This window comes from Dolichospermum sp. DET69 (assembly GCA_017355425.1).
Classification (GTDB): domain Bacteria; phylum Cyanobacteriota; class Cyanobacteriia; order Cyanobacteriales; family Nostocaceae; genus Dolichospermum.
The window spans coordinates 2,828,187-2,841,377 of record CP070233.1 but is presented as its reverse complement, the minus strand read 5'-3'; the positions used below and the strand labels follow the sequence as shown (position 1 = coordinate 2,841,377).

Annotated in this window: 11 protein-coding genes; 9 read left to right on the top strand and 2 right to left on the bottom strand. The window is 35.4% G+C overall.

The genetic code is table 11. The features are described from left to right. The first annotated feature begins 173 nt into the window (after positions 1-173). From EZY12_13025 to EZY12_13000, 6 genes are all read left to right on the top strand, one after another. Positions 174-890 carry a Uma2 family endonuclease gene (locus EZY12_13025; protein QSX70390.1) on the top strand — a complete coding sequence of 239 codons (717 nt, stop codon included), beginning with the start codon at positions 174-176 and terminating at the stop codon, positions 888-890. Positions 891-1,243: 353 nt separating this feature from the next. Beyond that, positions 1,244-5,185, top strand: coding sequence for an Eco57I restriction-modification methylase domain-containing protein (locus EZY12_13020; GenBank protein QSX70389.1), 3,942 nt, complete (start codon positions 1,244-1,246; stop codon positions 5,183-5,185). Between the two features lie 102 nt (positions 5,186-5,287). Beyond that, on the top strand, positions 5,288-6,019 hold the full coding sequence (locus tag EZY12_13015; GenBank protein QSX70388.1) for a Uma2 family endonuclease: 732 nt from the start codon (positions 5,288-5,290) through the stop codon (positions 6,017-6,019). A 20-nt stretch (positions 6,020-6,039) separates the two neighbouring features. Continuing rightward, positions 6,040-6,750, top strand: coding sequence for a Uma2 family endonuclease (locus tag EZY12_13010; protein ID QSX70387.1), 711 nt, complete (start codon positions 6,040-6,042; stop codon positions 6,748-6,750). Positions 6,751-6,770: 20 nt separating this feature from the next. Next, the gene (locus EZY12_13005; protein QSX70386.1) at positions 6,771-7,535 is read left to right on the top strand and encodes a Uma2 family endonuclease; all 765 of its coding nucleotides are present in this window, start codon (positions 6,771-6,773) and stop codon (positions 7,533-7,535) included. Between the two features lie 21 nt (positions 7,536-7,556). Further along, positions 7,557-8,240 carry a Uma2 family endonuclease gene (locus EZY12_13000; GenBank protein QSX70385.1) on the top strand — a complete coding sequence of 228 codons (684 nt, stop codon included), beginning with the start codon at positions 7,557-7,559 and terminating at the stop codon, positions 8,238-8,240. On the opposite strand, the gene EZY12_12995 is transcribed toward EZY12_13000, so the two are convergent. Continuing rightward, the gene (locus EZY12_12995; GenBank protein QSX70384.1) at positions 8,235-8,552 is read right to left on the bottom strand and encodes a hypothetical protein; all 318 of its coding nucleotides are present in this window, start codon (positions 8,550-8,552) and stop codon (positions 8,235-8,237) included. The two genes, EZY12_13000 and EZY12_12995, sit on opposite strands and share 6 nt — an antisense overlap. Before the next feature lie 13 nt (positions 8,553-8,565). Here EZY12_12995 and EZY12_12990 point away from each other — a divergent pair, with 13 nt between their 5' ends. Then, positions 8,566-8,889, top strand: coding sequence for a hypothetical protein (locus EZY12_12990; protein ID QSX70383.1), 324 nt, complete (start codon positions 8,566-8,568; stop codon positions 8,887-8,889). 16 nt (positions 8,890-8,905) lie between these two features. On the opposite strand, the gene bchI is transcribed toward EZY12_12990, so the two are convergent. Continuing rightward, on the bottom strand, positions 8,906-10,024 hold the full coding sequence (bchI, locus tag EZY12_12985) for a magnesium chelatase ATPase subunit I (protein QSX70382.1): 1,119 nt from the start codon (positions 10,022-10,024) through the stop codon (positions 8,906-8,908). 641 nt (positions 10,025-10,665) lie between these two features. Here bchI and EZY12_12980 point away from each other — a divergent pair. Both EZY12_12980 and EZY12_12975 read left to right on the top strand, forming a co-directional pair. Further along, complete coding sequence (locus tag EZY12_12980; GenBank protein ID QSX70381.1) at positions 10,666-11,130, top strand: hypothetical protein; 465 nt, start codon at positions 10,666-10,668, stop codon at positions 11,128-11,130. Between the two features lie 47 nt (positions 11,131-11,177). Further along, complete coding sequence (locus tag EZY12_12975) at positions 11,178-13,058, top strand: ABC transporter ATP-binding protein (GenBank protein ID QSX70380.1); 1,881 nt, start codon at positions 11,178-11,180, stop codon at positions 13,056-13,058. Positions 13,059-13,191: the final 133 nt, after the last annotated feature.

Below are 13,191 nucleotides of genomic sequence, written 5' to 3'. Positions count from 1 at the left end.
TTGTCTTTTGCTTTAATTTTATATATTAAGTGAAAATTATTAGATATTTTGAGAAAATTACATAACCGTTTTTTTGTGGAGACGTTCCCTGAAATGTCAAGACATTCTTTTTTACTAGATACCAATTATAATTAATGCAGTATAGGAATCTATCCCTATTGGAGATATCCACTATGGTACAGCAATTAGCACCAGCAAGCGCACCAGAAATCATCTATCCTGACAGCGACGGTCAACCAATGGCAGATAATACGAAACAATATCAATGGATTGTTAAAATTAAAGAAAATTTAGAAATATTATTTGCATCACGAGATGATGTATTTATTGCTGGAGATTTACTTTGGTATCCTATCGAGGGAAGTGTCAAAACTTGTCAAGCACCTGATGTTATGGTGGTGTTTGGTAGACCAAAAGTAGATAGAGGTTCTTATCAACAATGGAAAGAAAATAATATTCCTCCCCAAGTGGTTTTTGAAATTTTATCACCGGGAAATCGTACTCCCAAAATGATTAATAAATCGCTTTTTTATCAACGTTATGGTGTGGAAGAATATTATATTTATGATCCTGATACTATAGAATTATCTGGATTTATACTTGCGGAAGATGCTTTTACAGTTGTCGAAGATATTAATGGTTGGGTAAGTCCAAGATTGGGAATATGTTTTCAAATTACACCTGATAATTTAGAAATTTATTATCCTGACGGAAGAAAGTTTCTCACATCTTTGGAACTTAATCAACGTGTTGAACAAGAATATCAACGTGCTGAACAGGAATATCAACGTGCTGAACAAGAACGTCATGGAAAAGAAATAGCTATTGGGCAATATCAGGAATTATTAGCCAAATTACAAGCAAAAGGAATTGATTTAGAAACTTTGTAATCATGTAGGGTGCGTTAGCGCAGCGTAACGCACCGTTTTTAACTAAGTGTATATTTACTCAAGAAGGGAACTCTTAACTGGGAACAGGGAACAGGGAACAGATAAGAAACAAAAGTTGCTGAGTTTAAAGCTCAGTCAAAAAAAAGATGTTTTTTAAGATGCGTAGCCCGAAAAAAAACAGTGTCATTATTTCAATCTCATGTTTTTAAACATGAGTTTTTCCTGTTCCCTATTGCCCGTTCCCTGTTCCCTCTGAAAGTGTGTCAGAAAAATGTGAATAAATTACTTAAACATATATAATATGGTGCGTTACGGCTAAAGCCTAACACACCTTACTATTTATAGGGAGAATTATGACAGATACAAAAAATCTAAATAAACCATTATTTTCTCAACATTATTTAAAATATCGTCTGCAAGAATGTCTAGAATGGCAATTAGATATTAATTCAGATTTTGAGAAACTAAATAAACTCTATTTGTCAAAAAAAGCGATTTTACCTACACTCAATGAAGCACAAACTGAAGATGTATTTATTAAACGAGTGTTAGATATTTTAGGGTTTAAAAATATTCCTCAAGTTGTTACTCGTGGTAAAGGTAGAGCAGAACGTCCTGATTATGCTTTGTTTGCAAATGAAGAGGAACGCGATACAGCTTATACTTTACAAAATAATGAAACTGCTTTTTATGAAAGAGTATTAGTAATAGCCGAAGCTAAATATTGGGAACGTCCGTTAAGTAAGGTTTCTGCGAATGATAAACGGGATATTTTCAAGAATGAAAATCCATCTTTTCAGATTTCTAGTTATCTGACAGGAACAAATGTTGATTGGGGAATTTTAACTAATGGTAGAGAATGGCGTTTATATTATCGTCAAGCATCTTCTACCGCAACGGAATTTTATCCTATTGATTTAGTAGAATTATTAGAAAGTGAAGATTTAGAAAAGTTCAAATATTTCTGGTTATTTTTTAGAAGTGCAGCTTTTGAGAAAGATAACTACAATAAAAACTTTCTAGAAAGAGTCAGGGAAGGAAGTACAACTTATGCAACTCAAGTAGGAAACGAATTAAAAAAATTGGTATTTGAGCAAATATTTCCTGACTTAGCAGGAGGTTTTGTCGCAGACGCAATGCGACGGGGAAAAACAGTAGAATCAAAACAAGTTTATGCTGCTACTTTGTCATTTTTATATAAATTGTTATTTCTCTTATATGCAGAAGCCAGAAACCTGTTACCAATTACCGCAGCTTACCGTGATTATAGTTTAATTAAAATTACTCAAGAAATAGCTGAAAGTATTGATAAAGAAAAAACTTGGAGTCAAACTTCTACAAAAATATATAAGAGTTTGTTAGGTTTATTTGAAATCGTAGATAGAGGTGATCCAGCTTTAGAAGTACCTCGTTATAATGGTGGGTTATTTCATTTTGATTTTCATGAAGTTGGAGATGAAAAAGATTATCCAGATAATTATTTTCTATCTCAATATCAATTATCTGATGCGGTTTTAGTATCAGCTTTGGATAAATTAGCCAGATTTGAACAATTACCTATTGATTACAGCTTTTTAGGGGTGCGACAATTGGGTTCAATTTATGAAGGTTTATTAGAATATCGCGTCGTTATTGAAGATGAAAGTAGTGGAAAAGCACATTTAGAAAATGATAAAGGTGAACGTAAAGCTACAGGTTCTTATTATACACCAGATTATATTGTAAAATACATTGTTAGTCACACACTCAAACCAATTTTAGAAGAAAGAAAACAACGATTTGCTGATTTAATGACGCAAATTACCCAATTACATGAAAAATTTCAAGATGGTAGATTAGGAATACAAAGCCGCAATGGTTTACAAAAAGATTTACAACGGTTAGAAAGAAAGGCACAAAATACTCTACTTGATATTAAAATTTGTGATCCTGCTATGGGAAGTGGACATTTTTTAGTAGAAGCTGTTGATTATTTTACTGATGAATTAATCACTATTTTAAATGAATATCCCGAACATAATCCAGTTCTGGAGATGTTGAAACAAACCCGCGAGAGTATTTTAGGAAATTTGCAACAGCAGGGAATTACTATTGATGTTAATAAGTTAGAAGACACGCAACTTTTGCAACGGGTGGTCATGAAACGCTGTATTTATGGTGTGGATTTGAACCCAATGGCGGTAGAATTAGCAAAGGTGAGTTTATGGTTACATTCTTTTACTATTGGCGCTCCTTTGAGTTTTTTAGATCATCATTTACGCTGTGGTAACTCGCTTATTGGGACGACTGCGCGAAAAGCAGAAGCGAAAATGCAAAAGGAAGAAAGTGGACAGTTAAGTTTATTAACTGGTCCGTTTGTGGGGCTGTTACTTGCTGCGGAAATTATGCGCGGTGTAAGTACGTTAAGTGATGCAACTTTTGCGGAAGTGGAAACTAGCGAAAGGTTATTTAAGGAGTTTGATAAAGCTGCAAAACCTTATAAACGGTTATTAGATATTTATGTTTCTAAATATTTTGGTGTGAAACAAGCTGATCGTTTTTTACGGGTTTATGGCATAAATGCGATTAATGCTAACCCTGAAAATATGAATACTGATGATATTGCGGTATATGAAGACGCGAGAAAGTTATTTGAAGAAAAGCGGTTTTTTCATTGGGATTTGGAATTTCCAGAGGTTTTCATTGATTTAGAAAATGCAAGTTGGAAAGAAAATCCTGGTTTTGATGCTGTGATTGGAAATCCTCCTTATGGAGATATTTTAGATAAGAAATCTAAAGATTATTTGATTACTGTGACTGGGATGAAAACAGGTGGAAGAGCAGAAATTTACACTAATTTTATAGTATTATCAACACATATTACAAAATCGTATGGATATCAATCATTTATTATTCCTAATACTTGTTTGGATGGATTCCAATTTAGTGGTTTTAGAAAAATTATTACTAATTCTACAGAAATAGTTAATATTGTAGACTTTAGAAACAAGAATGTTTTTAATGATGCTGATGTTATTACAATGATTATTGTTCTTAAAAAGATTGTAGATACTGAACAGCTATATTACCTAACCAAGTATGATATTTGGGATGAAGATAATCAAACTTTTTCCCTGCAAGACATGGAAATTTTGATAAATTCTGAAAATCCTTGGCGTTCTTTTAATGCAATTATATCAAAAATTGAAAATGCTAATATTTGTGTAAAGTTAGAACCAGAAATAGCTACTTGTCATGATGCAGGAGTAGATTACAAGTGGAAAAATGTAGGCTGGCAAAATCGAGGAGAAAAAAGTTCATTATCTGAATTATTATTTTATCATGGAACAATAAAAAATCAACAGGATTATCAACTATTAAAAGGAGAAAATATAAATCGTTATTCAATAGAATATCACGATAACTATTTAATTCATGATTTTGAAAAGTATAAAAATTCTCAAAGTGTTGTTGCTGTTTATCTTGATCTAAATATTGTACCTACTAAAATTATAAGCCGTCAAACTTCAGATTCAATTCAAGCATCAGTAGATTATCAGCAATTTATCACTTCTAAATCTATTCATACAACAATTGTTAAAAATGCAAATTATTCTGCTTGGTATATTATTTCTATTTTAAATAGCAAATTATTAACTTATATTTATCGTTGTCAAACAGGAGAAAAAGGTAGAACTTTTGCTCAAGTTAAATTATATGATTTACGTCCGCTACCTATTCGTAAAATCTCCTTTACAACTTCCCCAGAAAACCGCCAAGCATATCTAGAAAACACAATTAACCTTTACCAACAATATCAAATCAATAATAAATCAGATACCATACTTACCCAAATTGATCACCACCTCAACCAGCAACTATCAGAAGCCGATGTCATTCATGACTTTTTGGCATATTTAGCTGAACAAATGATTGAATTAAATAAACAAAAACAAATAGAAATAAAAGGATTTATCACATGGTTAGAAAGATTTATCAGTTCTCCCATAGATAATCTTACCAATAAATCAAAAATTCAAAATTATTTAGGTGATTATTATAAAGAAACCCAGTCAGATAACCATTTAACCCTTGATGAATTAATAGAAATCCTCAATAAAAATAAGAAAAAATTGAAAATTGATATTACTACTAGGAAAGAACAGGAAATTTTAGAAAAAGAATATCAATCAAGTTTAAATACCCTCTTACCAATCAAAAAGCAACTTAAACAATGTGATTGGTTAATTGATGAAATTATTTATCGTTTATATGGGTTAACAGAGGAAGAAAAAGCGATTATTGAACAATCATGAAATATTCCCAACTTGTTTTTTTTACCTCCTAAGTAAATTATTAATTCTTGGTAAAAGCTGGGGATATGAACTATACTAGAAATACAATTGGTAGCATCAGTCATGCTAAATTATAACCCGTTACATTATTTACCTTCATCTGAAGAATTACCTGACTCTGACGACACACCAGTGGATAATGAACTACAAGATTTAATTCCCGGCTTATTAAAAGCCATGTTAGCTTTAATCTGGTCTCAAAGATGGGATTGGTTTTTTGGTGTAGATATGGGAGTATATTATGATCCAGATAAACCTGCAATAGTCCCAGATGGCTTTTTAAGCATTGGTATTCCCAGATTTATTGATGAAAATCTACGTCGGAGTTATGTACTGTGGGAAGAGCAAAAATTACCAACTTTAGTATTAGAAGTAGTTTCTCATACCTATAGAGGAGAATATACTACTAAAAAAGAAATGTATGCTAAAGAATTGGGAATTTTATATTATGTGGTTTATAATTCCCAACGCAAGAGAAAAGAACATTTAGAAATTTATAAGTTAGTAAATGGAGAATATCAATTATTATCAGGAAGTCCTGTTTTTATGCCGGAAATAGGTTTAGGAATAGGAACAGAAAAAGGCACTTATCAAGGAATAACCAGAGAATGGTTATATTGGTTTGATGAAACTGGGAAAAGATTTTTAACGCCAGAAGAACGCATACAACAAAGTGAAGAACAACGGTTACAATATCAAAGAGGATTTTTAGAATCAGAAAAACAAAGGTTAGAGGCTGAAGAAAAAGCCCAAAGATTAACAGAAATGTTAAAACAGTTAGGCGTTGATCTCTGATAAATTAAGGAGAACTATTGATGCTAAAATATAACCCATTACATTATTTACCTTCATCTGAAGAATTACCTGACTCTGACGACACACCAGTGGATAATCAATTACAGCATCTCATTCCAGGATTACTAGAAAGCATTTTAGCCTTAATCTGGTCTCAAAGATGGGATTGGTTTTTTGGTGTAGATATGGGATTATATTATGATCCAGATAAACCTGCAATAGTCCCAGATGGCTTTTTAAGCATTGGTATTCCCAGATTTATTGATGAAGATCTACGTAGGAGTTATGTACTGTGGGAAGAGCAAAAATTACCAACTTTAGTATTAGAAGTAGTTTCTCATACCTATAGAGGAGAATATACTACTAAAAAAGAAATGTATGCTAAAGAATTGGGAATTTTATATTATGTGGTTTATAATTCCCAACGCAAGAGAAAAGAACATTTAGAAGTTTATAAGTTAGTAAATGGAGAATATCAATTATTATCAGGAAGTCCTGTTTTTATGCCGGAAATAGGTTTAGGAATAGGAACAGAAAAGGGAACTTATCAAGGAATAACCAGAGAATGGTTGTATTGGTTTGATGAAACTGGGAAAAGATTTTTAACGCCAGAAGAACGCATACAGCAAAGTGAAGAACAACGTTTAGAATCAGAAAGAAAAAGATTAGAAGCTGAAGAAAAAACCCAAAGATTAACAGAAATGTTAAAACAGCTAGGCGTTGATCTCTGATAAATTAAGGAGAACTATTGATGCTAAAATATAACCCATTACATTGTTTACCTTCATCTGAAGAATTACCCGACTCTGACGACACACCAGTGGATAATCAATTACAGCATCTCATTCCAGGATTATTAGAAAGCATTTTAGCCTTAATCTGGTCGCAGCGATGGGATTGGTTTTTTGGTGTAGACATGGGAGTTTATTATGATACAAATAAACCTGCGATTGTCCCAGATGGGTTTTTAAGTATTGGTGTTCCCAGAATTATTAATGAAAGATTACGTCGAAGTTATGTATTATGGGAAGAGAAAAAATTACCAACTTTAGTATTAGAAGTAGTTTCTAAAACCTATAGAAACGAATATAGCACTAAAAAAAATATCTATGCTAAAGAGTTGGGGGTCTTATATTATGTAGTTTATAATCCCTTAGTAAGTAAACAAGCATCTTTGGAAGTTTATCAATTAGTCAATGGTGAATATGTTTTAATTCCAGGAAATCCCGTTTGGTTATCAGAAATAGGGTTAGGAATTGGTTGGGAAAAGGGAACTTATCAAGGAATTACTAGACAATGGTTATATTGGTTTGATGAACAGGGAAAAAGATTTTTAACACCGGAAGAACGGATTCTACAAAGTGAAGAACAACGGTTAGAATCTGAAAGAAACCTGTTAGAATCTGAAAGAAATAGGTTAGAATCTGAAAGAAAAAGATTAAAATCTGATGAAAAAGCTCAGAAATTAGCAGAGATGTTAAAAAAATTAGGTGTTGATCCTGAAAGTTTAATTTAAGTAAAATTGGTGTTATCAATCATGCTAGATTACGACTCTTTGCGTTATTTACCATCATCTTGGGAATTACCTGACTCTAAAGACACACCACTTGATAATCAATTACAGCATCTTGTTCCGGGATTATTAGAAAGTATTTTAGCCTTAATTTGGTCACAAAGACAGGATTGGTTTTTTGGCGCAGGTATGGGAATATATTATGATCCTAAGAAACCTGCTATTGTCCCAGAAGGGTTTTTAAGTATTGGTGTTCCTAGAGTTAGAGGTATTCATGAAGATTTACGTCCGAGTTATGTATTATGGGAAGAGAAAAAGTCCCCAATTTTAGCATTAGAAATAGTATCTAAAACTTATCGAGAAGAACATATAACTAAAGGGGGAATATATGCTCAGGAAATAGGAATTTTATATTATGTAATATATTGTCCCCTAAGAACAATAAAAGAAAAATTAGAGGTTTATAAATTAACAAATGGAGAATATATCTTACAACCAAGAAATCCCGTTTGGCTACCCGAAATAGGTTTAGGAATTGGTAAAGAAATAGGAACTTATCAAGGTATAACTAGGGAATGGTTATATTGGTTTGATGAAACTGGGAAAAGATTTTTAACACCGGAAGAACGGATTCTACAAAGTGAGGAAAAAGCTCATAAATTAACAGAAATATTAAAGAAATTAGGTGTTGATCCTGAAAATTTATAGCGTGTGAATTAAATCTGCAAAACCGTAAATGCTAATTCCTAATAAGAGTAATGCTGTTAATTGGGTAATGCGTTGTTGAGTTATAGCTGTATGGCTGTGGCCATGGGGAGAAATTGCTTCCCGGACTAATATAGAAGTTGATGCCCCAATTACAAAACTTAAACCTAAGATTATATAAGGTCGGTCTGGTACGATAATGGAGATTGTCAACATAGCGATCGCTAATGTCAACATTAATAATTCCACAAATCGCGGTGGATGATATTGACTAGATAAAATCAAGCTATTTAACCAAAAATTCCACGTTCTCATAATTTATTAGTCAGTGGTCAGTGGTCAGTGGTCAGTGGTCAGTGGTCAGTGGTCAGTGGTCAGTGGTCAGTGGTCAGTGGTCAGTGGTCAGTGGTCAGTGGTCAGTGGTCAGTGGTCAGTGGTCAGTGGTCAGTGGTCAGTGGTCAGTGGTCAGTGGTCAGTGGTCAGTGGTCAGTGGTCAGTGGTCAGTGGTCAGTGGTCAGTGGTCAGTGGTCAGTGGTCAGTGGTCAGTGGTCAGTGGTCAGTGGTCAGTGGTCAGTGGTCAGTGGTCAGTGGTCAGTGGTCAGTGGTCAGTGGTCAGTGGTCAGTGGTCAGTGGTTATTTTACTAATCACTGACTTACATCTATCTTAACTAACGAACTCCGGCTTTCATCCCTGCACCATTTTTCTGTGTGGAATCTTCAGGTAGTTCGACACCAAATACGCGACAAAAGACTTTTTCCACTTTATAGCCAGTATCAATGGATTCCAAGGGGTCTTTCCGCAAACGGTGACGCAGACATAAAGTAATTACTCTGCGGATATCGTCAACTGTAACTTCTGTCCGGCCTTCAAAGGAGGTTAAAGCTTTAGCAGCGCGGTTGGTAACGATATCACCCCGCAAACCGTCCACATCTAATTCTGAACAAACTTCGGAAATTTTTACCCGGAAGTCATAATCTAAATTAACTTGTGGTAATAAGTTTTGGGCATTGACAATTTTCTCTTGTAATGCTATTTGAGGGGCTTGGTGTTTTTCTAAGTACACAGGAGGATTTTGGTCAAATTCTCCTCGTTCTTCCACAATTTGCACCCGTAAAGCTGGTTCTTTCACCGTGCGAATTTCCGCGTGCATTCCGAAACGGTCGAGGAGTTGAGGACGCAATTCCCCTTCTTCTGGGTTTCCTGAACCGACAAGGACAAACTTGGCTGGGTGACGAATAGAAATTCCTTCCCGTTCTACAGTATTCCAACCACTAGCAGCAGAATCGAGGAGTACGTCTACCAAGTGGTCATCTAACAAGTTGACTTCATCAACGTATAAAATCCCTCTGTTAGCTTTGGCTAGTAGTCCGGGTTCAAAAGCTTTGACACCTTCAGATAACGCCTTTTCAATGTCAATTGTGCCGCAAACCCGGTCTTCTGTAGCGCCCAATGGTAAATCTACCATTTGCACCTTTTTGTGTGCAATGGGAATTTCTAACCCTTGGGCTACCTGTTGACGAACTTCATCACTCATCAAGTCTGGGTCGCTGGGGTCACTGTTGAAGGGGTCATTGGCGACAACAGGGATTTCTGGAAGAAGATCCGCCAAGGCGCGGATAGTTGTAGATTTTCCGGTGCCGCGATCGCCCATAATCATTACACCACCTATTTTGGGGTCTATGACGTTTAGCAGCAATGCCAGTTTCATTTCTTCTTGACCGACGATGGCTGTAAATGGAAAGACCGCACGACGCGCACTTGCATTAATTTGAGCAGTTGAAGTCACTAAATTACCTTAACAATATTTTTTATTACAATTCTTTATTTTGACACATTTGGGCTGAGGAGGTAGATTAGATCCCCGACTTCTTCAAGAAGTCGGGGATCTGGGTATAATCCTGATCATGTAGGTTAAAAACCTAATCATCTAAAATCAGTTAGAGGATGTTTGAAAAGTATCAGAATTAATCGAGATCCCCCCAACCCCCCTTACAAAGGCTACGGTGTACACACAAGTCTTCTAGAGTTGCCCCACAACGTTTAGATCCCCCCAACCCCCCTTAAAAAGGGGGGCTAAATTCTTCAAAGTCCCCCTTTTTAAGGGGGATTTAGGGGGATCGGATCACGTTTAGCATCCTGTCTAGAGATGTGTGTACACCGTAGCTTAAAAAGGGGGGCTAAATTCCTCAAAGTCCCCCTTTTTAAGGGGGATTTAGGGGGATCGGATCACGTTTAGCATCCTGTCTAGAGATGTGTGTACACCGTAGCTTAAAAAGGGGGGCTAAATTCCTCAAAGTCCCCCTTTTTAAGGGGGATTTAGGGGGATCTGCGGGTGTTAGATACCACACGAAAAAGTTTTCAAACAACCTCTTAGAGAAGCAGAAATTATGAAATGATTAGGAAGATAAGTTAAGGAAAACTTGAACCATGAACAAATTATTAGATGAAACCCTATCCCAAGAAATTGCTAAAACCATCAAAAGCAAGGCCAAAAAACCTTTTGATAATGCTTATAAAGCTGTTTTAATAACTGAGGGGGCAAAGTATGTCCAAGGCTTTTTAGTATTTGCTGGTCAACCATATAAACCCATTGAACATGGTTGGATTGAAGTTAATGATGTGATCATAGATCCTACATTCCCTTATCTGCAAAAAAATCCCCAGGAACTTTATTATTTTTCTGCTCAAAGTTTCAGTGCCAAAAAGCTAAAAGCTATCATTGAAGAATCCAAAGAAGATTATCCAGAAGATGATCCTTTACCTATTTATGGTGAAGCCCCCTATGATTATTATGGTGATGTTATGTTGGGAGGTCTAGAATATTTGACAGCTTATCAAGCAGCACAGGCAAAATGTCAAGAAATCAATGGCTTAAATTTTGAAAAAAACTAGTCTCCCAGGGCAGAATTTAAAATTATTTTCCTTCTAAATCTTCATTTATGAGCATCTCCCCATCTCCAGTTAAATCAGATCCAGAATATCGTCGTCGAGAAAATGACTGGCGGTTATTTTTGCGTTTGGTCCCCTATGGTCGTCGTCATGGCAAACTATTAGCAGTATCCATGTTGCTGCTTGTTCCTATTGCTGTGGCTAGTGCTATCAAACCCCTATTAGTGGGACAGGCAATTTCTTTAATTCGTAAAGAACCTAACACATATCAATTTCTCCAAAATATACCTTTATGGCAAGGTTTAAATATTCTCATTGGCATGTTGCTAATAGCAACTACTCTCCGTTTAGTCTTAACAGGTGTACAAGGTTATTTAGTTCAGAAACTAGGACAAAAAATGACGGCGGCTATTCGTGAGGATTTATTTCATCACGTTACATCTTTAGCTGTACGTTTTTTTGATCGCACACCTGTAGGGAAGTTGATTACTAGATTAACAAGTGATGTGGAAAGTTTAGGAGATGTTTTTTCCACTGGGGCTGTAGGCATTGTTTCTGATTTACTATCTATGGTAGTCATTGTGGGATTGATGTTTTCAATTCAATGGCAACTTGCTTCTTTGTTGATATTAATTCTGTTTCCAGTAACTTGGTTGATGATTTATTTTCAACAGCAATATCGAAGTGCTAATTATAAAACCAGGGAAGAACTTTCTAAACTCAATTCTCAACTGCAAGAAAATATTGTCGGGATTAATGTAGTCCAATTATTCCGCCGCGAAAAATTTAATTCTGAGTTATTTCGGGCTACCAATCAACGTTATGTCAAAGAAGTAGATACTAGCATTTGGTATGATTCAGCAGTTTCTTCAACTTTGGAATGGGTTGGTTTAATGGCTATTGCTGGAGTTTTATGGTTAGGTGGTTGGTTGTTGTTAGATAAACAAATCTCTTTTGGGATTTTATCAGCATTTATTTTATATGCCCAACAATTCTTTGAACCCTTGCGGAATTTTGCGGAAAAGTTTACGGTGATTCAATCTGGGTTTACGGCTATTGAAAGAGTAGTTGATATTTTAGATGAACCGATAGAAATTAAAGATTCTTTTCGGACTCAAGCTGCAAATGTAAATTCTGAATTTGGCTATATAAATCAGATAGTTCCTAAGTTAGAATCTCAAGATTTTACGCCTATTCCGGCTTTAGGAGAAATTAAGTTTGAAGATGTTGCTTTTGCTTATAAGGATAATGATTACGTTATTAAGAATTTAAACTTCACTATTCACCCCGGAGAAAAGGTGGCTTTAGTTGGTCCGACTGGTGCGGGTAAAAGTTCAATTATTCGTCTGTTGTGTCGTCTTTATGAACCAACTCAAGGACGGATTCTGATAGATGGTGTGGATATCCGTGAGATTCCCCAAGTGGAATTACGACGTTATATGACGGTAATTTTGCAAGAGGCATTTTTGTTTGCTGGTGATGTTAAAAGTAATATTACCTTGGGTGATAATTACAGTTTTGCAGAAATTCAACAAGCAGCAGAAAAAACCAATGTGGCGACATTTATTAACCAATTACCACAAGGATATGATACTCAATTGCGGGAACGGGCGACAAATCTTTCTAGTGGACAAAAACAACTTTTAGCCTTTGCGCGGGCGGCTATTCGTAACCCCCAAATTTTGGTGTTAGATGAAGCTACAGCTAGTTTGGATGTGGGGACGGAGGCTTTGGTTCAAGAAGCTTTAAATCAGTTGTTAGTTCAACGGACATCTATTATTATTGCTCACCGTTTGTCTACAATTCGCAATGTAGACCGGATTTTTGTGTTGAAACGAGGGGAATTGATTGAACAGGGAAGTCATGAAGAATTGTTACAACAACAAGGATTTTATGCCACTTTGCACAATTTACAAATGTTAGGAGCTTAATTACAGGCCACAATTCAGGACGCAATTCAGGGCGCAGGCCCTGCGCCCCTACGTTGTTGGGGTTGAAAAATGTACCTCAGTGATATAAAAATATTTATATCCTAGTACAGTAGGGCGTAAGTTAATGAACCAT

Excerpts from the sequence above, each read along its gene's own strand:
- EZY12_13020 (QSX70389.1), top strand. The coding sequence starts at position 1,244 with ATGACAGATACAAAAAATCTAAATAAACCATTATTTTCTCAACATTAT.
- EZY12_13025 (QSX70390.1), top strand. The coding sequence starts at position 174 with ATGGTACAGCAATTAGCACCAGCAAGCGCACCAGAAATCATCTATCCT.
- EZY12_13005 (QSX70386.1), top strand. The coding sequence starts at position 6,771 with ATGCTAAAATATAACCCATTACATTGTTTACCTTCATCTGAAGAATTA.
- EZY12_13000 (QSX70385.1), top strand. The coding sequence starts at position 7,557 with ATGCTAGATTACGACTCTTTGCGTTATTTACCATCATCTTGGGAATTA.
- EZY12_13010 (QSX70387.1), top strand. The coding sequence starts at position 6,040 with ATGCTAAAATATAACCCATTACATTATTTACCTTCATCTGAAGAATTA.
- EZY12_12980 (QSX70381.1), top strand. The coding sequence starts at position 10,666 with ATGAACAAATTATTAGATGAAACCCTATCCCAAGAAATTGCTAAAACC.
- EZY12_13015 (QSX70388.1), top strand. The coding sequence starts at position 5,288 with ATGCTAAATTATAACCCGTTACATTATTTACCTTCATCTGAAGAATTA.
- EZY12_12975 (QSX70380.1), top strand. The coding sequence starts at position 11,178 with ATGAGCATCTCCCCATCTCCAGTTAAATCAGATCCAGAATATCGTCGT.
- EZY12_12995 (QSX70384.1), bottom strand. The coding sequence starts at position 8,552 with ATGAGAACGTGGAATTTTTGGTTAAATAGCTTGATTTTATCTAGTCAA.